Origin of the sequence: Dyadobacter sp. CY326 (assembly GCF_021390515.1) — a bacterium.
Taxonomy (GTDB): domain Bacteria; phylum Bacteroidota; class Bacteroidia; order Cytophagales; family Spirosomataceae; genus Dyadobacter.
The window spans coordinates 321,734-345,590 of the sequence record NZ_JAJUXI010000005.1 but is presented as its reverse complement, the minus strand read 5'-3'; the positions used below and the strand labels follow the sequence as shown (position 1 = coordinate 345,590).

Sequence of the window (23,857 nt, the reverse complement as noted above, 5' to 3'; positions counted from 1 at the left end):
ATAGCGAGAAAGCAATGGAGAACAGTAAAGCCAAGAAAATGACAGGATTGGGAAGAGGCCTCGGAGCGCTTCTTCAAGATTCTGAAAAAGTAAATACGCATCGCACCAAAGAACGCCCGTCTTCAACAGACGTGGTGGGTTCAATGAGCGAAATTGATGTCAGCCTCATTGAAGCCAATCCTTACCAGCCCCGAACCAAGTTTGATCAGGAATCTTTGCAGGAACTTGCGGATTCCATTCGCGTTCAGGGCATTATCCAGCCCATCACAGTAAGACAGCTTTCGGAAGACAGTTATCAGCTGATTTCCGGTGAAAGGCGTTTGCAAGCATCCCGTTCCATTGGGATGACTGCCATTCCGGCTTATATAAGGACTGCAAATGACCAGCAAATGCTGGAAATGGCGCTAATTGAGAACATTCAGCGTGAAAACCTCAACTCCATCGAGATTGCGCTGAGTTATCAGCGGCTTATTCTGGAATGTAATCTGAAACAGGAAGAATTGGGTGTGCGTGTCGGCAAAAACCGCACGACCGTCAATAACTATATCAGGTTGCTCAAATTGCCGCCGGTGATCCAAGCAGCATTGCGCGACAACCAGATCAGCATGGGCCATGCCCGGGCAATTATCACCATTAACAGCGATCAGAGTCAATTAAAGATTTTTAACAAAATAATTGAAGAGGGTTGGTCCGTGCGAAAAGTGGAAGAGGAGGTCAGAAAGCTAGGAATGATGAGTAATATCACGTTTGCGAGCAAAAAACAAGCAACAATTAATCAAGAAATTAAGTCGTTACAGTTTCAATTATCGTCCTTTTTCGGAGCGAAAGTTTCCGTGAAAAGCAACAATGATAACAAAGGCGAAATCAAGATCCCCTTTGCTTCTCAGGACGAGCTGAAAAAGATTCTGGAAACACTGAAATTTAAATAACACTTGAAAAACTGGTTATGGCTTGTAGCAATGGCGTTGTGCTCGTTTGAGGCAGCGGCACAAAGGGTGTCGAAAGACAGCGTAGGAAAAGAAGGAGTGCCAATCATTTCGGCGGATAGCGCGGTCATTTCCACATTGGATTCGGTCAATCGCTCGGGGAAAAGGAAAAAGTTTATGCCAAACCCGAAGACGGCGACCCGATTGGCTTTAATTCCGGGAGGCGGGCAGATTTACAACCGAGATTACTGGAAGCTTCCGATCGTTTACATTGCTTTTGGTGGAGGCTTATACACATATTATCTGAACTCGCTGAAATATCACGATTACCTGGACACATACAGGTCATTTTATGATCTTGATCCAAGTAGCAAGAACTATGGAAACCTGATTCCTGGCTACACACCAGACCTGGAAAAGCCGATCAGGGTTAGGAATCTGTTGAATACGAATAGTGAAATGACAGAAGCGACCAGAGACCAGGCGGCGAGAGGAAAAAATTACTGGAGAAGAAACAGAGGTTTTTCGCTGATCGTGTCGGGTTTGATCTATACGCTTTCTATCATTGAAGCCAATGTGGCGGCGCATTTAAAGACATTCGATTTATCGGAAGACCTTACATTAAGGGTTGAGCCAAAATTGAATCAGCCAGCCATGTTGACACCGACACCGGGAGTGAGGCTTGTTTTTAACCTGAAATAAATAATTTAGTACAGCATCAAATTTAAGTTTAATGAGGATTTTATTGTTGGGATATGGCAAGATGGGGAAGACGATCGAACGGATTGCGCTTGAAAGAGGACATTCAATTGTAGGGAAGATTGACATTCAAAACCGCTCGGAAATGGATGCGCTGAAACCAGCAGATGTGGATGTCGCCATTGAATTCAGCGCACCGGAAGCAGCATATCACAATATCACATATTGTTTGAAAAAAGGCTGGCCCATCGTCAGTGGAACCACAGGCTGGCTCGAACACCGTTCAGAAATCGAAAACCTTTGCCTGGAACAGAATGGCGCATTCTTTTACGCTTCTAATTACAGCATTGGCGTTAACCTCTTTTTCCGTCTTAACCGCCAGCTTGCACGCCTCATGAACGGTCAGGGTTACCAGAAATCCATGACTGAAATTCACCACATTCACAAGTTGGATGCGCCAAGCGGCACCGCCATTACACTTGCGGAAGGCATTGCAGCCGAAATGGAAGATGTGCACGGATGGAAGTTGGCGCCTAACGACGAAGACGGTTACATTCAGATCACTTCGGAAAGAACAGGCGAAGTGCCTGGAACGCACATTGTGCGCTACGAATCCGAAGTGGACACCATTGAAATTTCACACACAGCACATAACCGCGCGGGATTTGCGCTTGGAGCAGTCGTATCCGCTGAATGGTTGCCTGGCAGAACGGGCGTATTCGGAATGAACGATCTTCTTAAAAATCTGGATTAAAATCTTAACTATCAATTTAGAACCTAGCATGGCTATTAATAAAGAAATGACCTCCCGAACCGCTCATACGCACAAGAAAAAGTCGCCGGTGAGGGAATGGTTTGATTCCATACTTTTTGCAGTTGTTGCCGCCACATTAATCCGCTGGTTGTTTTTTGAAGCATTTACCATTCCGACACCTTCCATGGAGAACAGCCTTTTGGTGGGTGATTTCCTTTTCGTAAGTAAGCTGCATTATGGCACGCGGACTCCAAAAACGCCATTACAGGTTCCGTTAACGCATCAAACGATTTGGGGAACAAGCATTCCGTCATATTCAGACGCAATCCAGTTGCCGCAATATCGCCTGCCAGGTTTTAGCGAAGTGAAGCGCGGTGATGTTGTTGTTTTCAACTATCCGCCCGAGTTGCAGCATCCTGTTGATTTAAAAACCAATTATATCAAACGTTGCATGGGTCTCCCAGGTGATAAGCTTGAAGTGAGGGACTTGCAGGTTTATGCCAATGGCGTTGCCGTTGAAAATCCGATCCGGATGGAAAACGAATATTTTGTGGCCACCACGACTGCTGTGAATGAAGAGAAAGTGTTCAAAGAAAATGGCATTTCTGAATACAATGCTTACACAGAAAGCTTTAACGACACCATTCCCGCGAATGATCAAATGGGTTATCTGGTTTTCACAACTGTGGAAATTGCCGCAAAGTTGAAGGGTTATGATTTTGTCAAAAACATTACATTGGTGAAATCACCGAAAGACATTAGCGAGCCAATGCTTTACCCGAATTCGCCCCTCTTCAAGTGGAATCGCGATAATTACGGCCCTATTCTCGTTCCAAAAGAAGGAGCAACAGTTCAGCTGACGCCTGAAAACATCGCCACTTACGGACCAGTCATTAAAAATTATGAAGGTCTGGAAGATGTTGTATTGGAGGAAAAAGGAATTAAAGTTGCTGGGAAGGCCATTACGAGCTACACTTTCAAGCAGGATTATTATTTCATGATGGGCGATAACCGCCACAATTCAGCTGATTCGCGTTATTGGGGCTTCGTTCCAATGGACCATATTGTAGGAAAAGCAGTTTTTGTCTGGATGTCAATTGATCCAAATCCAAGCGGCTTCCTGAACAAAATCAGATGGAACCGACTGTTCCGGGTAATTAACTAAGCGAAGAAAATCAAAGCAGGAGAGGAGATGCAAATCGCGTCTCCTCTCTTTTTGTATTTTATATATAAATAAACATTATATAACTGTTGATATGTTATTTTGATAAATGCTATATTGCTGGTGAATTTATCCTTTTTGAACCATGCTGGTGACATTATCCCCTAAAAAGCCATCTCATCTGAAACAAAAAAAATCCCCCATTCGCGAATGGTTCGATTCCGTGCTCTTTGCGGTGGTGGCGGCTTTGCTCATCCGCTGGCTGGTTTTCAGTGCATTTGTCATTCCCACGCCTTCGATGGAAAATTCACTTTTGGTCGGCGATTATTTATTTGTGAGCAGGCTGCATTACGGAACAACCACGCCAGTTACACCACTGCAGGTGCCGCTTACGCACCAGACCATCTGGGGCACGAGCATTCCTTCTTATCTGGATTGGATTCAGCTGCCACAATACAGACTTCCGGGGTTCACGGACGTAAAGCGAGGCGACGTTGTCGTTTTCAACCTTCCTGTCGAGCATCCCCAAGCATATAACAAATACAGCACGGTTTTGCCAGATTTGCATCCGCATCCGCTTGATCTGCGCTCGAATTATATCAAAAGGTGTGTCGCCATTGCCGGTGACCGGCTTGAAGTGCGGGCGGGACAAGTTTTTGTGAATGGCAGCGCACAGGTTAATGCTCCGCGCATGCAACAGGAATATTTTGTGTCGACTACAACGCCAGTGAATGAGCAAAATGTTTTTCGCAAAAACGGCATTACGGATTTTTCACAGTTTACGGAAACCTATAATGACAGCATCGGTTCCAATGACGAGTTTGGCTACATTGTAAAAACCACTGCGACGCTTGTTGAAAAACTTAAAACTTTGGATTTTGTAAAAAGGGTGCAGCCCGTGCTTTCGAGCAAAGGTTTGAAGGAACCTTATCTTTTTCCTGCGTCAGACTTATTGTACTGGAATAAAGACAATTACGGTCCTATCGTTGTTCCAAAGAAAGGGCAAACCGTTCCATTGAATGCAAACAACATTGCGCTTTACGGAGAAGTGATTCAGAATTACGAGCATAATGAGGGCATTTTGTTCGCTAACGGGAAAATCACCCAGAATGGCAAAGCGCTGACTTCTTACACATTCAAGCAGGATTATTATTTTATGATGGGTGATAACCGCCACAATTCAGCGGATTCGCGTTATTGGGGCTTTGTGCCGAAAGATCACATTGTCGGAAAAGCGGTTTTTGTGTGGATGTCGCTTGATCCTAATCCCGTAAGCTTCTTTAATAAAATTCGTTGGGACCGGATTTTCAGGGTTATCCAATAATCAAAAACCGACCGGGATGTCCCGGTCGGTTTTTGCATTGCCAAATGTTAGATTAACCCTCCTGCGAAAAGATCAATGCTGAATAAGGTGGAATTTGCAACGCCGCATGGAAAGGCAGCTCATCAAACTCGCCATCCATCGTTTCCACATCGAAAACGCCTAGATGCGAAAATTCCGGATCATATTGCTCATTGTCAGTGCTCAGGCGTAAATGCCATTTTCCAGCGCGCGGAAATCCAACTTTGTAATCGTGGAAAGTCTCAATTGAGAAATTCAAAACAACTATAACGCTGTCTTTCGGACCGCCGTCGACCCAGCGGTGCATGATGATCACCTTCTTATCATTGTCAGCGCGAATGATCTGCACATTTTGTCCCTGCAAACCACGCGTAACGCCAAACCAGTTGCGACGCAAGTGAATCATGTCGCGGTGCAAGGTTGCAAAGCCACTGAATTTTTCAAGTCTTGTCCAATCGATCGGATCGCTGTCTGAAAACCATTTGTCTTCCAGCAGAGGCTGCCCCTGGAATATCATTGGAATTCCAGGCGAGGTTAGCACGAGCGCAACGCCTAATGCTGCGCGTTTTTTGGAATACCAGTTGTTTACATCACCATTTGCAATTTCCTCAGCAACGCGAGCCTGCCCATTGGAAACCTCGTCATGTGATTCTGTGTAAATGATCCGTTGGAATGCATCATTATTATAGCGCTTATTGATCGCTTCAACGACTGCATTCATATCGCGATCTTCGTCATGTTGTGTAATGATCGCGTCGCGAACGGTGTGAACAAATTTGGCATCCCATTGTGAGCCATATCCTAGTCCTCCGTCTTCAACTGCATTGGTGATAAAATCCAGTGAATGCATATCCTCAGCGATTGTGAGGCAATTTGGACAGTTGTCACGAACATCTTTGTTGATCCACTGCATCAATGAAATTCCTTCGGGAATGTCGTTGCCTGGATTTCCATCTGCTTTTACGTTTCTGATGTAAGGCACCATGTCCATGCGCAGCCCGTCAACACGGAATTCGCGAAGCCACATCATGGCGTTGTCATGAATGTACTGTCGCACTTCGTTGCGGCCAAAGTCTGGCCTGGTGTTTCCCCATGGCGTTTCTGAGCGCCAGTCGTTATAGAAGTAAATGCCGCCGCCATCGTTTTCCTGCCATCCGTCAAATTGCCATATATCCAGGTCAGACGGGCCAAAGTGATTGTAAACCACGTCAAGGATAACTGCCAATCCAGCCTCGTGTGCGGCTTTGACGAATGCTTTCAACCCATCAGGACCACCGTAATCAGATTCTATTGCAAAAGGATTTGCGGGGTTATATCCCCACGAGCGCGATCCTGGAAACTCAGAACAGGGCATTAATTCAACAGCATTGAATCCCATGTCTTTTAAGTAAGGGATTTTCTCAATGGCCGTGTATAATGTGCCGATTTGGTCTTTTTCCTTCGCATTAAACGTCCCTACATGAAGCTCGTAAATTACCAGTTCGTGCCATCCCGGGATTTGATATCCAACATCCTGCCAATCAAAACTTTGATGATTGTAAACAATGCTGTTTCCTGATGAATTTGTCATTTTAAGCGCATAAGGATCATTCCTATGCAATGTTCCAGCTGGTGTGTTCAGCATAAATTTGTATTCATCGCCTTCTTTCGAATTGCTTATCAAAGCACCCCAATGGCCATTTTCTTCTGGTTGAAGCGGACTTGCATCATCTTTCCAATCATTGAATGTCCCTACAACAGAAACACTCTCTGCGTGCGGCGCCCACACTCTGTAATAAACGCCTTCCGGGTAACAGGTGGCACCCATTCCCTCAAAACTCTGAACAGGTTCTGTTTCAGCGGTCTGTAAATTATCCATATTCCCTTAGAGGATTTTTATTTTTTTTGATATACCTTCATTACGTATATAGGCAAATCGCATGCCACTTAAAACACACTATCATGTCAGAATTAACAGAGCAGGAAAAGATCTGCACACTTGCGTTGATCCACACACCCGGCGTTGGCGCCGTCACAGTAAGACAACTAATCAGCCATTGCGGCGGTGCTGAGAAGGTTTTTCAAGCCGATTACAGAAAGCTCATTCACATTCCAGGAGTAGGAGAGAAAGTCGTTCGAGCGATTTTGAAGAAGGAAGCGCTCGATTTAGCGCAGACAGAATACAATAGTTGCACCAGCACTGGAACAAACCTACACTTTTTTACAGACAGCACTTATCCCACCCGACTCAAACCATTATACGACTCTCCAATCGTCCTTTATTCGCGCGGGAGCTTTGATTTCAATGCCGGCAGAACGGTTGGCATTGTCGGGACGCGGCGGGTCAGCGATTATGGAAAGTCGGTGACTGAGACGATTATCAAAGAATTGGAGCCTTATAACACATTGGTCGTGAGTGGTTTGGCATTTGGTGTTGACATTACTGCGCATCGGGCTTGTTTGAAATACAATTTGCCCACAATCGGCGTGATGGCGAGTGGTCTGGACGTTATTTATCCATCGTCACACATGCGCACGGCCACTGAAATGATGGAAAACGGCGGGCTGGTTACGGAAAATGCATTGGCAACAAAACCGGATTTTATGAGATTTCCTGCGCGCAACCGAATCATTGCTGGCCTGAGTGATGTTACTGTTGTAGTGGAATCGGCGAGAAAAGGCGGCAGCCTCATTACGGTGGAATTTGCACAAAATTACCACCGCGATGTGTATGCAGTTCCCGGAATGCTGGGAAGCGTGCATTCCGAAGGATGCAATTTTCTGATCAGGGACAACAAAGCTTCGATTTTTACTTCCGTTGAGGATATGGCAACAGCGATGAGCTGGCAACTGCATGCGGAGGAAACAAAGTCGTTGGCTCCGGTTCAAATGCAAACGAGCTTTGAAGGGTTTACTCAAGACGAAGGACAGGTTCTATCATTGCTCAGGCAAAAGGGAACCATGCAGATCGATGAGCTTGCCTGGCAATCGGGCTTGCATTTGAACAAGCTGGCGGCGTTGTTGCTGAATCTTGAATTTCAGGGAATGGTCCGGTCGATGCCGGGGAAAAAATATGGACTAATTTAAATGCATGACCAAAAGTCTTATTCAAATAATAAAAGAAGGGGAGGGGCTGACAACCGAATTCAAGAGGACCATTGACAGCGCATTCAAAATTGCGAAGACAATCGTCTCGTTTGCCAACACATCAGGCGGGAACTTGCTGATTGGCATTGCTGACACAGGTGCCATTGTGGGCGTTCAGTCGGAGTTGCAAGAGCTGAAAAAGCTGGAATTAGCAACGGGCAAATTAATTGAGCCAAAGGTTTTGATCCAAATCAAATCAATGTTGCTGGATGGCTTGAAAGTATTGCAGGTCCGTGTGGATGAGAGCCATGACAAGCCGCATTATGCGGTTAATGAGAAAGATTTACGGATCATTTACGTCCGTACGAAGGACAAGAGCATTCCAATTCCCCGGCTGCTTATGCAAGGCGAAATGGATGCAGATCTGGACAAATTGCTTGCGTCGCGGCACGTAAAAACATTGATCACGTTTCTACGGGAGCAGGATGCGGTGACGGCAAAATCTTTTTCAAGAATGATCAACATTTCGGAAAAGCGAGCCGAGCGCATGCTGCACGACTTAGCAGAAAAACAGGTGCTTTTGAAGATCTCAAAAAACAAACCGGAGGCATTCAGTCTGAAATGGGCAAAATAAAAAAAGGCTGATAATCCGAGCATTTGCTCAATTATCAGCCTTTTGACAAATCTTGCTATTAATTAATCCCTACAAGTTCCAGTTCAAAGATCAAATCCTGACCTGCCAATGGATGGTTTGCGTCAAGAATTACGTGCTCTTCTGTAACTTCTTTCACAACAACAGGAATAACCTGACCGCCATCCTGGTGCATGTTCAACGTGCCGCCAACTTCCAAAGGAATGTCAGCAGGAATTTGTGAACGCTCGAAATTGATTACCATATCTTCATTCACAGGGCCATAAGCTTCTGCATTCGGAATGTGAATGGTCTTTTTGTCCCCGATCTCCATGCCCGTAACGCCATCGTCAAAACCTTTGATCACCTGACCGCTTCCTAATGTAAAATTGAGCGGATCACGTCCTTCCGAAGAATCAAAAAGTTGTCCGTCTGTCAAAGTCCCTTTATAGTGAACCTGAACATTGTCACCTGCCTGCGCCTGCTTCATGTTATTATATGTAAATGGTTAAAACTATCTTAGTTACAGCATCATGAATGCGCTGTTTTTCAGATTACTAAATTAATATGCCCGGGCAAAAACAACTCTTCCTGCCGAGGGCTTACCTGAATAAATACAAACACCTTCTTCTTGCTCTTGATTCAATGGAATGCAGCGAATCGTGGCTTTGGTCTCCTCCTTGATTTTCTCTTCAGTCTCCGAAGTTCCGTCCCAATGCGCTAGAATAAATCCGCCTTTGGAATCAAGCAGCTCATTGAACTCCTTGAAAGAATCAGCCTTCGTCGTATTCTCATCGCGGAAGGCCAGTGCCTTATTGTAAATCGACTCCTGGATGTTGTCCAAAAGCGATTGAATGAATTCTGCAATGCCGTCCAACGAAACGGTTTCCTTGGTCTTCGTATCACGACGCGCCACTTCCACAGTGCCGTTTTCCAGATCGCGTGCGCCGATTGCAAGTCTTACCGGAACGCCTTTTAGTTCATATTCAGCAAATTTATAACCTGGCTTGTAAGCATCGCTGTTATCGTATTTAACACTGATGCCCAACTTTTTCAGTTGCTTGGAGATTTCGCCAGCTTTTTCTGAAATCAATGCCAGTTGCTCTTCATTCCTATAAATTGGAACAATCACAACCTGGATAGGCGCAAGTTTTGGAGGCAAAACAAGTCCTGCGTCGTCCGAATGCGCCATGATCAATGCGCCCATGAGCCGCGTGCTAACGCCCCATGATGTTCCCCAGACATATTCCAGCTTGCCGTCCTTATCTTGAAATTTGACGTCAAAAGCAGTCGCAAAGTTTTGTCCCAAAAAGTGCGAAGTGCCTGCTTGCAGCGCCTTTCCATCCTGCATCAATGCTTCAATGCAATATGTGTTGACAGCTCCCGCAAATCTTTCGTTGGCAGTTTTAACGCCTTTTACAACGGGCATGGCCATCCATTCCTCGGCAAATTGCGCGTAGATGTCAAGCATTTGTTCGGCTTCCGCAATTGCTTCCGTGGATGTTGCGTGCGCGGTGTGTCCTTCCTGCCAAAGGAATTCAGCGGTTCTCAGGAAAAGGCGCGTGCGCATTTCCCAGCGCACCACATTCGCCCATTGATTAATGAGCAAGGGCAGGTCGCGGTAAGACTGAATCCAGTTTTTATATGTGCTCCAAATAACCGTTTCAGACGTTGGGCGCACGATAAGTTCTTCTTCCAGCTTCGCATCCGGGTCCACAATGACTCCTTTTCCATTGGGATCGTTTTTAAGCCTGTAATGGGTCACAACCGCACATTCTTTGGCAAAACCTTCCACATGTGACGCTTCTTTGCTCAAATATGATTTGGGAATAAAAAGCGGAAAATAAGCATTCGTATGTCCCGTTTCTTTGAACATATCATCCAATGCGCGCTGCATTTTTTCCCAGATCGAATAGCCGTAAGGTTTGATCACCATACAGCCTCTAACTGCTGAATTTTCGGCCAAATCGGCCCTTTTTACTAACTCATTGTACCATTCGGAGTAATTTTCACTTCGGGTTGGTAAGGCTTTACTCATTCTTAGGATTATTTTGTAAATGAAAAGGAGTATTTCGTTATTCCTACACAGCTTTTTCTGGCCTTGCAAAGATAGTTTTTTATGTTAACTTTGGAATTAATGTATTGTAACGCACGTTTACTTAATAGTTAGGAACGGAATTTTATATATATTAGCAACTAACAATTAATCCTTATAAGCCATGACGATGATCAATAAAGCAAAAAATCTTTCTTTGCTAGTGTTGCTGGGAGCTTGGGGATGTACCACTAATCAATATGTTTCACAATCAGGCGGGTATGACGACCTTTACGGTAACAATACAGGCCCTGGCGTTGTGACCGCGAACCGGGGTGCAGATCAAGATATTTCCCGCTCAGACAATCCTGATTATGCCTACACAGGCAATGCAGATGAGGGAACTAGTGATTATTACGATGAGTCATATCTCTCATCCCGCAGCGTAAAACGCACACTTTCTCCTGATCCGGGTTATAACGCCGGATTTGCTGACGGATATGACCGCGGCGCAACTGCCTTTGCCAATCCTTATGGTTATGGCGGACTTGGTTCTTACTGGCCTGGAAGCATGATGAATGTTGGCTTCCAATTCGGGCTTGGCAGAATGCGTCCTTACATGGGTTTTGGAATGGGTTCAGGTTTTGGAATGGGATCAATGCTTGGATATTCTCCGTGGGGGATGAGCAGCATGTACGGATATGGATATGACCCATTTGGTTATAACGGATTCGGTTACTCGCCTTGGGGCATGAATAGCATGTACGGTTACGGTTATGACAGCTTCTATGGAGGTGGTTATGGCTACAATCCATGGGCTTACAGCCGTCCGGTCGTAGTGGTTAACAATTACGAAAGCCGTGGTTTGACAAGAACGGCGGGACCCCGTGTCGTTGCAGGAACAAGTTCAAGAAGCAACAACCGTTATAATGGTGGAAGTGTAACCACGCCACGGACAGCTTCGGGTGACCGTTCAGGTAGAAGAGCAGCCAGTGGCAATGCAATTTCAGCGAATGACACATACGCTTCTCCAAGATCGTCAAGATCTTATAATAGAGGAAGTGTTGCAGATGCAGGTGGCAGAACAGCGGCCGGTGAAGGAAACAATGTTTACTATTCACGACCACGATCAGCTAATACGGACGGTGCAACATCCGGAAGTTACGCATCGCCAAGATCTTCGAGAGGATCAAGCGGCAGCACTTACAACGTGCCATCGAGAAGCAGTTCAGATTACACAGCGCCGTCACGCGGATCGTATTCGACGCCTAACAGAAGTTCTGAGTCTTACAGCACGCCGAGAACTTACAATGCGCCACAACAGCGGACCAATAGTGCGCCAAGTTATAGTGCTCCATCCAGAAGTTACAGCGCGCCTTCAAGCGGCGGCAGTGGTGGAGGAGCAACTCGTTCTTCTTCAAGAGGACCAAGATAATAAGCTTCAATGCTTTTGATACAATTTCAAACCCTGCAAAATGCATAATTTTGCAGGGTTTTCGTTTAAGTAATATTTGACTTCAAGCCTATTTTTAATTAAGGTTATGACAAAACATTTTATCGGGTGCAGTGTTATTTGCGCCATTTTAGCATCTTCATCATCATACGGCCAGTACGCGACGGACGCATTGCGATATTCAGAAAGTGATCAAACCGGTTCGGCGCGTTTCCAATCATTAGGAGGCAACCATGCGGCATTAGGCGGAGATCCAAGCTCCATTCATGGTAACCCGGCGGGACTTGGTTTTTACAACCGATCAGAATTTACTTTCACACCCGGCGTGACGCCGACCAATACAAAGACAAGTTATCTTGGCAGCAATAGTTCTGCTAACAAAGGCAATTTGAACATTGCGCAGGCTGCGCTTGTCATTTCAAGTCAGCCTGGATTTCAGCGGAAGTGGAAACGTTCATCATTGGGAATTTCTTTCTCGCGGCAACAATCCTTTCGCGACCATTATACATTTTCAGGTTTTAATGACAAAAGCGCTTATCTGGACAACGTGGTTGAGAATGCCAATGCAGATGCCGTGTCAACCGAACAGCTTGACACGGACTTTGAGCAGAATCCAACGAATGGAGGCCCGATTGCCTACTCGCTGCCAGCTGCTTATTATCGAATGTATCTGATAAACCCTACAAGCGCGGCTGGTCCGCCTTATAATGCGCTGGACAGGAACAGTGCTGTTAATCAATACGGAACTTACACGGCAACAGGCGCTAACACGCAATGGACAATTGCCTATGCGGGGAATTATAACGATAAACTTTACATTGGAGCCAATTTTGGATTCAGCAGGCTGCGTTATTCCTACGACAGGACGTTTCAGGATAATTATGTCGATAGCCCCGAATTGATTTACACGCAACAGAACGAAGGGCTAACAGTGACTGGAAATGGGATCAATTTTTCTCTAGGCGCCATTTATAAAGTTAATCCTGTCTTCCAATTGGGTGGTGTGATCACCAGCCCGACTTTCAGCTCGATCAAGGAAACATTCACGCAGAATGTGAACGCAGAGTTTGTCGATGATCTCGTAACCGGACCGGATGGCACGCTGATTCAACCACCATATTTATCATTGCCCATCGCACCGAACGACTTCGTTTATTCGCTCAGAAGTCCTTTAAAAGCGAGTTTCGGTGCAACTTTTTTTGTGCAGGACAAAGGTTTTATAACAGGTTCATTTGAATACCAGGATTACAGCGCAATGGGTGTTCGGACGAGTTATCTGAGCAGCTCGGAGAATCAATTGTTTAAAGACGATACAAAAGCGGAGATTAAAGACACTTTTCGCAGTTCTTATAATTTCAGGCTCGGCGGTGAGTTTCGTGCCAATTTATTCCGCGCTCGATTAGGCGCCGCATACATAGGCGATCCTTACGCGATCAATGATGGGGTGAAAAGGGACAAGCTGCTCCTTTCAGCTGGCGTAGGCATTAGGAAGAGCCGGTATTTTGCTGACTTATCCGGCACGTTAAGCACATACAAATCTGTGTTTACACCATATACATTGAATAATACGGCTGATTATGCGTCTGTTGAAATTACGCATAAGCCTATGAATTTTGCACTAACATTTGGTGTGAACTTTTAAAAACTGCTAATTATAAAACGAGAAAAACCTGCTTTATGCAGGTTTTTCTCGTTTTATAACAATGGCTGAATCATTTCCATTAAATGATGTGCTTCAATTTCTCCTTTTACAACAATGTCCGCCTGTTCATAATAAGGAAGCCGTTCCTCAATTTTGGCTTGCAATGTGGCTTCGAGCGACTCGGCGCCTGAAAGGACGGGCCGGTCATCTTTCCCATGATTACGGATGCGCCGCGCAAGATTCACAGCCGGAACATCCAGAAACACGCTGATTCCCAGGTTTTTGATAAAGTTCATATTATCATGGAAGCACGGCGTTCCGCCTCCCGATGCAAGCACAATGCCTTCTTGCGCACCCAATTCTTTCAAAACGCGGCTCTCAATTTCCCGAAAATAGGGCTCTCCTTTTTGCGCAAACAGCGAAGGAATGTCCGTTTTCTGATCTTTTTCAATCAATTTGTCCAGATCCAGAAAGCGATATCCGAGCAGTCGAGCAAGTTTTTTACCCAATGTTGATTTGCCGGAAGACATCATGCCGACCAATATGACATTCTTCATTCCGCTCATTTAACCAGATCAATAACTTCCTCTGTCGTAGGCGTGTCGTTATAATGCCACTTGCCCATCACCGTCCCATTTTTCAACAACCACAGTCCAGGATTGGACCTGGAAATGGTTTTAAGAACAGTTGCATCTACATAATAATAAGGTGCGTTAAGCTGATGTGCCGACAAAAACTTGACGATCTCCTCACTGTTGCCCGACGTCAAGATAATTGGTTCAACTCCTTTTAATTTGACGCTATTAATCAGCTTGTTAATGTCTGGAAGCGCGGCAGTGTTAATGTCTGTCAGGTTTTTAATGATCAGGAAAAGCTTTGTTCCCTGAAACGTTCCTTCTGTGAAATCGCCCGCATCATTCCACACTTTATAATCCGTAATTTTTGGTTTTGCATCCTCGTTGAGCACCAGCATTTCCTTGAATTTTAAAGTCGTATCGCTCGGATATTGCTCATATTCGAACTCTTTCCCGCCTTTTTCAAAAACATACAAATAGCGCAATGGCTCAGATGGCTTTAATTGAGCCGGAATGTTGGCGCCAACGCGGTAAGGGAGCAAATCCAGAATAGGCAAATGGCGCAAAGCATAAACGGCGATTCCCAATGATGCAATGGTCGAAATAACAACTATGATCCCAGTCGGCAGCGGCTGGAATTTCTTCCGGTAAATAACGATGACGAGGATAAGCGCAAGCAGGAAAAGATCTTTCCCGAATGAAGTCCAGGGCGTCAGTTTAATGGCAGCTCCAAAGCATCCGCAGTCGGTAACTTTATTGAAATACGCGGAATAAAAGGTCAGGAATGTGAAGAAAACGATGATGGCGAGCAACAACCAGGATATGGTTTTGGGCTTATAACCCACCAGAAGCGCGATTCCAAGCACAACTTCTGCCGTGCACAAGAAAACTGAAAAGTATAAAGCCAGCGGAACGAGCGCCATGAAAAAGTCATGGAACTGCGGCAGATCGGCCGCAAAAACTTCAAAATATTCTTCAAGTTTGTATTGCGTCCCAACCGGATCATTCAGCTTGATTAACCCAGAAAAAATAAAGAGCAGGCCTACAATTACACGAGAAATCTGAGCAAGGATTTTCATTTCAAAAGTTTTAGGAATGCCATGGATAAAGGCGGGCGATCAATTGGTTTGCAATGCATCTGATTTGATCAAACAAAAAACGGAGTAATTGATAATGTCTTGATAACCAGCTTTAACACCTTCTGAAACAAGCGTGTGTCCCTGATTATCCTCGATTTGTTTGATCCGCAATAACTTCATTAAAATGATGTCCGTCATTGAGCTTACGCGCATATCACGCCAGGCTTCGCCGTAATCATGATTTTTATTAAACAGCAATTCCTTCACTTCGTTCACTTGCAGGTTATATAATGTAGTCAGATCCGCGTCGTCAATTTCTTGTTTGTGCTCAATCGAAGCAATCTGAATCAGCGCCATTACGCAATAATTAATGATCCCGATGAATTCGGAAGACACGCCTTCATCCACTTTTTGCACGCCTTTTTCCTGAATCGTCCGAATGCGCTGCGCTTTAATGAAAATCTGATCAGTGAGGGAAGGAAGGCGTAAAATGCGCCATGACGTTCCGTAGTCTTTATTTTTTTTTGCGAAAAGATCTTGGCAATACTGAATGATTTCCTGATATTCCGATTCTGTGGATTTCACTGCTTAATGTTAGTTTACTGCTTGAAAGGCAAGAATATGAAATGATTTGACAATCATTGAATTGCCTGTTTTGAACAAGATTTTATGTCGCAAGTTAACAAAAAAACGCTCAACATCGGGGGCATACTGCTCGATCTGTCCAGGCCGGTGGTGATGGGAATTCTCAATGTGACACCTGACTCATTCTTCGCAGGAAGCAGAATAGGGTCTCAGCATGAACTCGTGGACAAGGCAGGTGAAATGATGGAGCAGGGCGCAACAATGCTGGACATTGGCGGCTATTCGACAAGGCCGGGTGCGAAGGAAATTGCCGTGGAAGAGGAGGTCGAGCGCGTGGAATGGGTAATAGAGCCACTGAATAAGTATTTTCCCAATGCAATCATATCTATTGATACTTTTCGTTCTGAGGTGGCGAAACGAGCAATTGAAAAGGGAGCGCATATCATTAATGATGTTTCCGGCGGCAATCTGGATGAAAAAATGTTTGATATGGTTGCGGCGCTTGGCGTTCCTTACGTGCTGATGCATATGCGCGGCACTCCGCAAACGATGAGTCAAATGACGGATTATAAGCAGCTCATTCCAGAAATTTTGAGTGATTTAAAGCAAAAGATCAATTTATTAAGGTCCAAAGGCGTTGCAGATATCATCGTTGATCCAGGTTTTGGCTTTGCAAAAAGTGCCACTCAAAATTTTGAACTGTTGCAGCATTTGTCTGAATTCAGTTTGCTGGAATGTCCGTTGCTCGCTGGAATATCAAGGAAAGCAACCATTTATAAAACATTGGAAATTTCCGCCGAGGAAGCATTGAACGGCACTTCGGTTTTGAATACAATGGCGGTTGAGCGCGGTGCATCAATATTAAGAGTGCATGATGTGGGGCCTGCTATGGAGGTTGTAAAACTGTGGCTGGCAACTTCCAGTGTAAATTAAAAATAGTAATTTAGTCGCGAAATAATATTGATTTTCTTATGCGTGTGGGTTTTTTAAACATCAATTGGGCCGACGTCCTGGATGTTTTTTTAGTGGCCGTCCTTCTTTATCAGGTTTTTACACTTGTCCGCGGAAGCATTGCAAGCCGGGTTTTCCTGGGCTATTTGTTTGTATATGTCTTTTATCTGGTCGTAAAAGGGCTCGGACTCGGCTTACTAACCGCGATTCTGCAATATTTTATGGGTGTGGGAGCCGTTGCGTTGATCGTTATTTTCCAGCAGGAGATCCGGCGATTCTTGCTCATTATCGGTAAATCGACCATTTATACCAATAATGGGCTGCTCAAAAAAGTTATGGGGAGCTCGGTTCTGGATTTGAAAGGAAAAAACCTTCGCGAAATTGTGGATGCTTCCAAATCCATCGCATCCAACTTCACCGGGGCATTGATTGTGGTTAACAAAAGAGATGATCTGAGCAAATTTGTAGAAACAGGTGAACTGCTCGATGCGCGTGTATCAAAGCCGTTACTGGTGTCGCTTTTTAACCAATATAGCGAGTTGCATGATGGTGCCGTCGTTATCGTGGATGGCGTTTTGAAGGCTGCACGATGTGTTTTGCCCGTTGCTGACGGCGTTGATGTTCCTTCCTCATTGGGTTTCCGGCACCGCGCAGCGATGGGAATGAGCGAAGCAACCGATGCGATCGTGATTGTAATTTCGGAACAAACAGGCAAGATTTCGCTGGCAGTTGAGGGTGAGTTGCACAGCAACATTCCCTATGCTGAACTTGAAAACCGCATTGAAGAATACTTGAATTCCGACGTGCAACGCATGCCGAAGTGATTAATGTGTCCTTTAAGCAAAATTATTTCACGCTAAGTTTGGCATTTCAGCAAGCAATTTCTATTTTTGCAAACCGAAATGAAGAATAGAAAAATATCATTATAAAATGGCAAATCATAAATCAGCATTAAAAAGAATCCGCGCTAACGAAACAAAACGTTTGCGTAATCGCTACCAACACAAAACTACACGTTCATACATAAAGAAATTGCGTGAAACGACTGATAAGGCAGTAGCTGTTGAAGTTTATAAAACTGTATCTTCAATGTTGGATCGTTTGGCAAAGAAAAATATCATCCACAAGAAAAAGGCTTCTAATCAGAAATCTAAATTGGCCAGACTGGTTAATTTAGTTTCAGCAGCAGCTTAATTTTTTCGAGTGAAGATTTGACCCCGATAACCTGGTTATCGGGGTTTTCTTTTTTTATTGTATATTGCATATTGATCAGGAAACCTTGTGAGGCTCGCGTGCTTCACAAGGTTTCTTTTGGTATAACAACCCTTTCAAAACATTAAACCACCTATAACTTAAATTCTTTTCTATGAAAAAAGTCGCATTATTCGCTGGTTTGGCAGCATTGGGAGCGTTTCCTGCAAGTGCCCAATCACCCATTAACTTCAATGCCCGCGGTCTGGTTGTGGTTTCAGATGCTGATTTGGCAGCATCGGCACTCGTTGACGGGAAGTTACTAAGGGACAATACAGCAAAAGATCAGTTGACCACCATTAAATTTCCGATTGAAAGAGGCAGCAAAGGCGTGGGCAGTGCATTGGTTTCCAACTCTGTGCTCGCATCCGCGAAAACACTGGCGGTTCCTGCTTCCGGCGGCCTTGCATACGTGCTGGACAGCCGGTTACGCCCGGAAGACGGCGTTACAGAATATAAAGAACCTTCCAAAGAATTTCCCGGCGGAGAAAAGCTGTTCGTTGTAGACATTACGAATCTGGGAGCTCCGAAAGCCAAGTTCGGATTTCCCGTCGGTAGAAAACCCAATGCCATTGATGTGAATAAAAACGAGCTTATTCTTTCTACAAATGAAGTGGGCAAGGAGCTGGTTTTCATTGAAGCAGGTCCGGATGGCAAGCCTGCAAGGTTTTTAAATCTTCCTGCCGCCATTGACACCACAAACAAGATTATTGACATTACATGGCATCCATCCGGCGATTTTATCGCATTCACACTCGATAATTCCAACGAAGTCGGTTTGTATAAAGTAATTCGTGAGGCGGGTAAGTTGAAAAATGTTGAGTTGGTCGGCAAGCCGGTGAAAGTCGGAACTGAGCCGTCATTCGGCAAGTTTTCTGCTGATGGAAAGCATTATTTTGTGTTAGATACAAAGTCTGCCACGCCTGGCAAAGGAGCTGGGGACGGCGAAATTCTGGTTGTTAATTTCTCAATGGACGGCGCGGTCGAGCATAAAGTTGCTGCCCAAGTGCCGGCTGGGACAAACACCGGTTCATTTGCGATCAGCCCGGACGGTTCAACGCTTGTGACGGTTAATGCGGGAAAAAGCGGAGCTCCCTGGGGTGAAGCTGGCGCGGGTTCGGGTGCGGCGCTTACACTTTACAAAGTTGCAGCAACCGACGGCGCGTTGACAAAAGTTGCAGATTATCCATTCGAAGGAATTTACCCGCAAAGCGTAGTTTTTGATAAAGACGGCTCAAATCTCGCTGTTTCAGTATTTGAATATCTTGAATACGGAGTGGGCAATGGCGGAGTTGAGTTTTGGACTGTTACGAAAGGCGACGCGCCTGTATTGAAAAAGCAAGGTGCCCGCGTGAGCGTAGGAAAAGGTGCACATACATTGCGCGTTATTCCTTAATAAAAAATGACGATTGCGACAAAGCGGACTGGTTATAACCGGCCCGCTTTGTTTGTTTTAGTTGGTTCAACATGCGAATTCGTTCTGAATTTCGTAGTTTTGCGGTCTCATTCATAAAAATTATTTTAAAATGATTACGGTTCAGAACGTATCATTGCGATACGGCAAAAGGGTGTTATTCGACGAGGTAAATATAAAGTTTGTTCCTGGCAACTGTTATGGTGTGATTGGTGCGAATGGCGCCGGGAAATCTACATTCTTGAAAATCCTTTCAGGCGAAATAGAACCGCAAACAGGAAATGTATCGATGAATCCGGGCGAAAGGATGACTTTCTTGAAGCAGGATCAATTCGAATTTGATGCATATACAGTCATGGATACGGTGATCTTAGGCCACGAGCGCCTGTATAAGATCATGAAGGAACGCGAAGCGATCTATGAGAAAGAAGAGTTTACAGACGCTGACGGTGAAAAAGCCGCAGACCTTGAAGCCGAATTTGCTGACTTGAATGGTTGGGAAGCCGAGACGGAAGCTGCACAATTATTGAGCGGATTAGGCCTTACGGAAGAACAGCATAGTGCCACAATGGGCGACCTCAATGCCAATGATAAAGTGCGTGTATTACTTGCGCAGGCACTTTTTGGCAATCCGGATGTGCTGCTTTTGGATGAGCCAACCAACAACCTTGACGTCGAAACAGTGCTTTGGCTGGAAAACTTCCTGGCAGATTTCAAAAATACGGTCATTGTTGTTTCTCACGACAGGCACTTTTTGGATGAGGTTTGTACGCATGTGGTGGACATTGATTTCAGTAAAGTGCAAATGTTCTCCGGCAATTATTCCTTCTGGTATGAATCGAGCCAATTGGCTTTGAAGCAACGCCAGGACCAGAATAAGAAGTCTGAGGATAAGCGAAAGGAATTGGAAGATTTCATCCGAAGATTCAGTGCCAATGCATCCAAATCCAAACAAGCGACTTCCCGTGCGAAACTTTTGGATAAGCTGACCATTGACGACATTAAGCCGTCTTCCCGGAAATATCCATATATCGCTTTTAAATCGGAGCGAGAAGTGGGGGATCAATTGCTTCGCGTAGAAGGCTTGTCTAAAACCGCAGATGATGGGACAAAGCTTTTTGACAACCTGAGTTTTAATATTAATAAAGGAGACAAAATCGCGTTTGTGAGCCGTAATGTTATGGCGATCAGTTCTTTTTTCGACATTATTAACGAAATTCAGAAGGCTGACAAAGGAACATACACTTGGGGCGTAACAATCACAAAATCATATTTTCCAAAAGACCCAACACAGTTTTTTGAAGTGGATCTGAATCTGGTTGATTGGCTGCGTCAGTATTCCGAAGAGAAGGACGAAAGCTTTATCCGTGGATTTTTAGGAAGAATGCTTTTCTCGGGAGAAGAGTCGTTGAAAAAAGCAAAAGTGCTTTCAGGAGGTGAAAAAGTGCGTTGCATGCTTTCCAGAACAATGTTATCCGGTGCAAATGCCTTGGTTTTGGATGACCCAACCAACCACCTTGACCTTGAATCGATCACCGCATTGAACAATGGTTTGATTGACTTTTCAGGCTGTCTGTTGTTTTATTCTCACGATCACCAGTTTGTCCACACGATCGCGAACAGAATCATTGAAATTGGACCGAAAGGAATTCTGGATAAATTAATGACTTACGACGAATTCCTTAAAGACGAAACTGTTAAACAGCAGCGTCAAAAGTTGTATTAAGGAATTTCCTTTATAAAAGTTGGGCTGCTCTTCAAGGGCAGCCTTTTTTTGTTGGGCTTCCAAGTAAATTACAAAGCGATTTTTCCAATTGCGTTTACTTTTACTGACTTTCCATCCGCAATAGAAAGCAAATGAAGGTTGTAATTGCCCGGTTTCAGTTTTCGCTTGTAAATGGTGGAAGTGAAGTCAGCGCCTACTGATTTTTTGAATGTGGAATAAAAGCGCCTGACTGACCTTAGATAATTATTGGAAGCGATGCAAAAATATTTGGGTTGGTCATCCACCGCGTCCGTGGCAACGACATAAAGTTCGTCGGCTTGCGTCGTAGTCTCATTTTGCACTGCATTGCGAATGACCAACCGATCCGGCATTGTCACTATTTCGGCCGCAATAGCCTTGCCGCTGTCGCTCCAATCAATGTCGCTTACCAACTTTTCCAAACGACTATGCTCGCCTGACATGAATGTCCGCTGCGCGAAATCGAGGTTATTAGAAATATTAATGTCTTCAAAAACAACGGGATAATATATCGTTTTACTCCAATTGTAATTCAGCTCATTGGCGCTGATCTCCCTGCTGACCTGCGTTATCTTATCGAAATAAATGTAATAGGAGCTTATGCAAAATGTTAATGCAACTGCTGCAAAGGCAACTTTGATCAAAGATCCCAGCCAGCCTAATGTCCAATATGGATCATAAAATCCAACGGCAAAAATGGCAAAGAATGCGGAGTAAATCTTGTAACGGTCCATTCGATAACCTACAAAATCAGGCACTTCGCTTCTAGCAAAAATGATGAGAAACCCCACGAACAGCAACGTGATCGTGCCCGTGATGCAAAACCACTGCATCTTGCTAATGTCGGGTAATCGTTTGGTTGCCAGTTTCCAGGCAACAATGATTATTGGAAACAAAAAGGCGATTCCAAATACCACGCTTGGAGCCAGATGATTGGTAAAACCCATATCAGCCAGCTGCCCTACGAACGATAACATGATCAGTGATTTCAGGACAACATGCATGAAAACATGGTCCATCATGGAGCCTGAGTGGATTTTCATTGTAAATAAATGCAGGCTTGTGATAACCAGAAGGATGACTGCTTGCAAGATTTTTTGATATCCGGGTCTTTGAGAAAATAGCGATATGAAAATTACAATGATAATCGTCGACAGCCCATTGGCGCTCGTGAAAAGCGCTAAAAGTGCCAGCAAGCTGCTCCAAACCAGCCTCTTGCCTTTTAATGCGAGATAAAAACTCCACATGGAAAAGAAGATGCACGGCGCATGTTGCAGACTGCAAGTGGCCCAGGAAATGGTGTCCTCATAATGTTGCACTTGAAAAAGCAGGCACACAATCGTGAAAAAACCGAGCAGCGAGAGTTGTTTGTCAATGAGAAATCTGAACATCAAAAACAATGTTCCCAACAGGCTGAGGTCGCCGAGAATGATCAAGGCCTTGATATTAACTTGTCCGGTAAACCAATAAACTGCCAGCGTTAGAAATTTTGCCAGGACTACGCGGTGTTCAAAATTTTGCTCAAAAAAAAGGCAAATCTTGTCCCAAAAACTCTCCGATTGGATGAAAGTTGTCAGGAAAAGTATGATGGACTGGAAGTCGTCGTAGTAGGGGAAATTATAAGCAAAATAAAAGACCGTGCTCCAAAAGATGGCAATAATGGTGAACGCCATCATCCAAATGGCTCGAACGAAAAAGGGATGCGATGTGATGGAGGGCATGATTCAGCAGCTTCAAACAAGAGCGTGTGTGTGCTCATGCTGCTAACTAAATCAATACATTATGCGCTATACAATCCCTTTATTGGCCGGTGCGCGTCAGTTATTGGGCGGCAAAAATAAAAACCCCGACTGCCATTCAGCAACCGGGGTTTCCCGTAAATATTCAGACTTGAATTTTATTCGTAGCTCAAACCATATTGCTTCAAAACATCAGCAGGAACACCTTCCCAAACGTTTGGCGTGTTGCCGACGTAACCAAGATCGGCTATGCCAATTTTGGAAGTATAATAACCCGATGCAGTCAAATTGCGCATGAGGTTGAAAAACGCAACGCCTTGGCTGTGCATAGGTTTTGCTTTTTCTGGATATGCGATATCGTCTACAATTTGCAATTGCTGCGCCTTGGTAAGCAATGTAAAATTCTTGGTAAATCTTTTGTTAGATTCAAGATCGAGCCATTTAAGTCCGCCTCGCAAAGGAACCTGATTTTGCGGCATGTCCTTGACAATGAACTCAATAAAGTCCGGAACGCCAGCCTGCGTCGCGCTGCCTCCCTTGTCGTCAGCAGGAATAATAATATCCACCAACACTTTGATCGTTGCCATTTCCGGCGCAGTCAGAAATTTTTGCTGCATCAATTTTGCATCCCGGATCGCTTCTTCTTTGAGCCTTCCGCCCGGAACCTTCACCGGTGTTTCCGGCGGGAGTTGCGTTTCAAGGTCTCTTTGTTCAGCCATGGCGATCTGCGGATTGAGTGCAGTGAGGCCTAATGAGCTGAGCGTTAATGCTTTTAATGAATCTCTACGTTTCATAATGATGATTTGAAA

Annotated in this window: 22 protein-coding genes; 14 read left to right on the top strand and 8 right to left on the bottom strand. The window is 44.7% G+C overall.

Annotated features, from left to right (window positions below):
- Nucleotides 1–14 precede the first annotated feature (14 nt).
- From LZG73_RS12135 to lepB (LZG73_RS12115), 5 genes are all read left to right on the top strand, one after another.
- Nucleotides 15–929 carry a ParB/RepB/Spo0J family partition protein gene (locus tag LZG73_RS12135; protein ID WP_233849492.1) on the top strand — a complete coding sequence of 305 codons (915 nt, stop codon included), beginning with the start codon at nt 15–17 and terminating at the stop codon, nt 927–929.
- A 3-nt stretch (nt 930–932) separates the two neighbouring features.
- Nucleotides 933–1,628 carry a DUF5683 domain-containing protein gene (locus tag LZG73_RS12130; RefSeq protein ID WP_233849487.1) on the top strand — a complete coding sequence of 232 codons (696 nt, stop codon included), beginning with the start codon at nt 933–935 and terminating at the stop codon, nt 1,626–1,628.
- A gap of 31 nt (nt 1,629–1,659) precedes the next feature.
- The gene (gene dapB / locus LZG73_RS12125; protein WP_233849482.1) at nt 1,660–2,379 is read left to right on the top strand and encodes a 4-hydroxy-tetrahydrodipicolinate reductase; all 720 of its coding nucleotides are present in this window, start codon (nt 1,660–1,662) and stop codon (nt 2,377–2,379) included.
- A 28-nt stretch (nt 2,380–2,407) separates the two neighbouring features.
- The gene (lepB, locus tag LZG73_RS12120; RefSeq protein ID WP_233849477.1) at nt 2,408–3,544 is read left to right on the top strand and encodes a signal peptidase I; all 1,137 of its coding nucleotides are present in this window, start codon (nt 2,408–2,410) and stop codon (nt 3,542–3,544) included.
- A 142-nt stretch (nt 3,545–3,686) separates the two neighbouring features.
- A complete protein-coding gene (gene lepB / locus LZG73_RS12115; RefSeq protein WP_233849471.1) occupies nt 3,687–4,865 on the top strand; it encodes a signal peptidase I in 1,179 nt (392 codons plus the stop codon).
- 52 nt (nt 4,866–4,917) lie between these two features.
- Here the strand turns inward: lepB (LZG73_RS12115) and LZG73_RS12110 are convergent, their stop codons facing one another.
- On the bottom strand, nt 4,918–6,741 hold the full coding sequence (locus LZG73_RS12110) for an alpha-amylase family glycosyl hydrolase (RefSeq protein WP_233849467.1): 1,824 nt from the start codon (nt 6,739–6,741) through the stop codon (nt 4,918–4,920).
- Nucleotides 6,742–6,824: 83 nt separating this feature from the next.
- Here LZG73_RS12110 and dprA point away from each other — a divergent pair, with 83 nt between their 5' ends.
- Together dprA and LZG73_RS12100 are read left to right on the top strand one after the other, a co-directional pair.
- Nucleotides 6,825–7,949, top strand: a complete 1,125-nt coding sequence (gene dprA / locus LZG73_RS12105) for a DNA-processing protein DprA (protein ID WP_233849465.1) — start codon at nt 6,825–6,827, stop codon at nt 7,947–7,949.
- 4 nt (nt 7,950–7,953) lie between these two features.
- Nucleotides 7,954–8,583, top strand: coding sequence for a helix-turn-helix domain-containing protein (locus LZG73_RS12100; RefSeq protein ID WP_233849463.1), 630 nt, complete (start codon nt 7,954–7,956; stop codon nt 8,581–8,583).
- A 58-nt stretch (nt 8,584–8,641) separates the two neighbouring features.
- Here the strand turns inward: LZG73_RS12100 and LZG73_RS12095 are convergent, their stop codons facing one another.
- Entirely contained in the window at nt 8,642–9,070 is a 429-nt protein-coding gene (locus LZG73_RS12095; protein ID WP_233849461.1) for a peptidylprolyl isomerase, read from the bottom strand.
- Nucleotides 9,071–9,142: 72 nt separating this feature from the next.
- Nucleotides 9,143–10,618 carry a proline--tRNA ligase gene (gene proS / locus LZG73_RS12090; protein WP_233849459.1) on the bottom strand — a complete coding sequence of 492 codons (1,476 nt, stop codon included), beginning with the start codon at nt 10,616–10,618 and terminating at the stop codon, nt 9,143–9,145.
- 181 nt (nt 10,619–10,799) lie between these two features.
- On the opposite strand from proS, the gene LZG73_RS12085 reads away from it, so the two are divergent.
- Both LZG73_RS12085 and LZG73_RS12080 read left to right on the top strand, forming a co-directional pair.
- The gene (locus tag LZG73_RS12085) at nt 10,800–12,050 is read left to right on the top strand and encodes a hypothetical protein (RefSeq protein ID WP_233849457.1); all 1,251 of its coding nucleotides are present in this window, start codon (nt 10,800–10,802) and stop codon (nt 12,048–12,050) included.
- Between the two features lie 106 nt (nt 12,051–12,156).
- Complete coding sequence (locus tag LZG73_RS12080; protein ID WP_233849455.1) at nt 12,157–13,710, top strand: hypothetical protein; 1,554 nt, start codon at nt 12,157–12,159, stop codon at nt 13,708–13,710.
- A 53-nt stretch (nt 13,711–13,763) separates the two neighbouring features.
- Here the strand turns inward: LZG73_RS12080 and LZG73_RS12075 are convergent, their stop codons facing one another.
- Genes LZG73_RS12075 through LZG73_RS12065 form a run of 3 tightly spaced genes read right to left on the bottom strand, consistent with a single transcriptional unit; the run spans nt 13,764 to nt 15,949 of the window.
- Nucleotides 13,764–14,267 carry a shikimate kinase gene (locus LZG73_RS12075; RefSeq protein ID WP_233849453.1) on the bottom strand — a complete coding sequence of 168 codons (504 nt, stop codon included), beginning with the start codon at nt 14,265–14,267 and terminating at the stop codon, nt 13,764–13,766.
- Nucleotides 14,268–14,272: 5 nt separating this feature from the next.
- A complete protein-coding gene (locus LZG73_RS12070; RefSeq protein ID WP_233849445.1) occupies nt 14,273–15,364 on the bottom strand; it encodes a BT_3928 family protein in 1,092 nt (363 codons plus the stop codon).
- A 39-nt stretch (nt 15,365–15,403) separates the two neighbouring features.
- Nucleotides 15,404–15,949, bottom strand: a complete 546-nt coding sequence (locus LZG73_RS12065) for a DUF1599 domain-containing protein (protein WP_233849443.1) — start codon at nt 15,947–15,949, stop codon at nt 15,404–15,406.
- Between the two features lie 84 nt (nt 15,950–16,033).
- Between LZG73_RS12065 and folP the strand changes: the two genes are divergently transcribed.
- From folP to LZG73_RS12040, 5 genes are all read left to right on the top strand, one after another.
- The gene (gene folP / locus LZG73_RS12060; RefSeq protein WP_233849441.1) at nt 16,034–16,882 is read left to right on the top strand and encodes a dihydropteroate synthase; all 849 of its coding nucleotides are present in this window, start codon (nt 16,034–16,036) and stop codon (nt 16,880–16,882) included.
- Between the two features lie 38 nt (nt 16,883–16,920).
- Nucleotides 16,921–17,724 (top strand): diadenylate cyclase CdaA, encoded by an 804-nt coding sequence (cdaA, locus tag LZG73_RS12055; RefSeq protein ID WP_233849439.1) that lies wholly within the window; start codon nt 16,921–16,923, stop codon nt 17,722–17,724.
- A gap of 106 nt (nt 17,725–17,830) precedes the next feature.
- Nucleotides 17,831–18,094: a 30S ribosomal protein S20 gene (gene rpsT, locus LZG73_RS12050; RefSeq protein ID WP_233849437.1), complete on the top strand. Its 264-nt coding sequence runs from the start codon at nt 17,831–17,833 to the stop codon at nt 18,092–18,094.
- Nucleotides 18,095–18,266: 172 nt separating this feature from the next.
- A complete protein-coding gene (locus LZG73_RS12045; RefSeq protein ID WP_233849435.1) occupies nt 18,267–19,547 on the top strand; it encodes a lactonase family protein in 1,281 nt (426 codons plus the stop codon).
- Nucleotides 19,548–19,677: 130 nt separating this feature from the next.
- The gene (locus LZG73_RS12040) at nt 19,678–21,291 is read left to right on the top strand and encodes an ABC-F family ATP-binding cassette domain-containing protein (protein WP_233849433.1); all 1,614 of its coding nucleotides are present in this window, start codon (nt 19,678–19,680) and stop codon (nt 21,289–21,291) included.
- Between the two features lie 68 nt (nt 21,292–21,359).
- Here the strand turns inward: LZG73_RS12040 and LZG73_RS12035 are convergent, their stop codons facing one another.
- Both LZG73_RS12035 and LZG73_RS12030 read right to left on the bottom strand, forming a co-directional pair.
- Entirely contained in the window at nt 21,360–23,030 is a 1,671-nt protein-coding gene (locus tag LZG73_RS12035; protein WP_233849431.1) for a hypothetical protein, read from the bottom strand.
- A gap of 176 nt (nt 23,031–23,206) precedes the next feature.
- Nucleotides 23,207–23,842, bottom strand: a complete 636-nt coding sequence (locus tag LZG73_RS12030; RefSeq protein WP_233849429.1) for a gluconate 2-dehydrogenase subunit 3 family protein — start codon at nt 23,840–23,842, stop codon at nt 23,207–23,209.
- Nucleotides 23,843–23,857: the final 15 nt, after the last annotated feature.

Bases quoted from the DNA above. Each gene is read 5' to 3' on its own strand.
- LZG73_RS12110 (WP_233849467.1), bottom strand. From the start codon at position 6,741: ATGGATAATTTACAGACCGCTGAAACAGAACCTGTTCAGAGTTTTGAG.
- cdaA (WP_233849439.1), top strand. From the start codon at position 16,921: ATGCGTGTGGGTTTTTTAAACATCAATTGGGCCGACGTCCTGGATGTT.
- dapB (WP_233849482.1), top strand. From the start codon at position 1,660: ATGAGGATTTTATTGTTGGGATATGGCAAGATGGGGAAGACGATCGAA.
- LZG73_RS12070 (WP_233849445.1), bottom strand. From the start codon at position 15,364: ATGAAAATCCTTGCTCAGATTTCTCGTGTAATTGTAGGCCTGCTCTTT.
- LZG73_RS12045 (WP_233849435.1), top strand. From the start codon at position 18,267: ATGAAAAAAGTCGCATTATTCGCTGGTTTGGCAGCATTGGGAGCGTTT.
- lepB (WP_233849471.1), top strand. From the start codon at position 3,687: ATGCTGGTGACATTATCCCCTAAAAAGCCATCTCATCTGAAACAAAAA.
- LZG73_RS12080 (WP_233849455.1), top strand. From the start codon at position 12,157: ATGACAAAACATTTTATCGGGTGCAGTGTTATTTGCGCCATTTTAGCA.
- LZG73_RS12085 (WP_233849457.1), top strand. From the start codon at position 10,800: ATGACGATGATCAATAAAGCAAAAAATCTTTCTTTGCTAGTGTTGCTG.
- dprA (WP_233849465.1), top strand. From the start codon at position 6,825: ATGTCAGAATTAACAGAGCAGGAAAAGATCTGCACACTTGCGTTGATC.
- proS (WP_233849459.1), bottom strand. From the start codon at position 10,618: ATGAGTAAAGCCTTACCAACCCGAAGTGAAAATTACTCCGAATGGTAC.
- LZG73_RS12135 (WP_233849492.1), top strand. From the start codon at position 15: ATGGAGAACAGTAAAGCCAAGAAAATGACAGGATTGGGAAGAGGCCTC.
- LZG73_RS12095 (WP_233849461.1), bottom strand. From the start codon at position 9,070: ATGAAGCAGGCGCAGGCAGGTGACAATGTTCAGGTTCACTATAAAGGG.
- LZG73_RS12100 (WP_233849463.1), top strand. From the start codon at position 7,954: ATGACCAAAAGTCTTATTCAAATAATAAAAGAAGGGGAGGGGCTGACA.
- rpsT (WP_233849437.1), top strand. From the start codon at position 17,831: ATGGCAAATCATAAATCAGCATTAAAAAGAATCCGCGCTAACGAAACA.
- LZG73_RS12040 (WP_233849433.1), top strand. From the start codon at position 19,678: ATGATTACGGTTCAGAACGTATCATTGCGATACGGCAAAAGGGTGTTA.
- LZG73_RS12035 (WP_233849431.1), bottom strand. From the start codon at position 23,030: ATGCCCTCCATCACATCGCATCCCTTTTTCGTTCGAGCCATTTGGATG.
- folP (WP_233849441.1), top strand. From the start codon at position 16,034: ATGTCGCAAGTTAACAAAAAAACGCTCAACATCGGGGGCATACTGCTC.
- LZG73_RS12030 (WP_233849429.1), bottom strand. From the start codon at position 23,842: ATGAAACGTAGAGATTCATTAAAAGCATTAACGCTCAGCTCATTAGGC.
- LZG73_RS12075 (WP_233849453.1), bottom strand. From the start codon at position 14,267: ATGAAGAATGTCATATTGGTCGGCATGATGTCTTCCGGCAAATCAACA.
- lepB (WP_233849477.1), top strand. From the start codon at position 2,408: ATGGCTATTAATAAAGAAATGACCTCCCGAACCGCTCATACGCACAAG.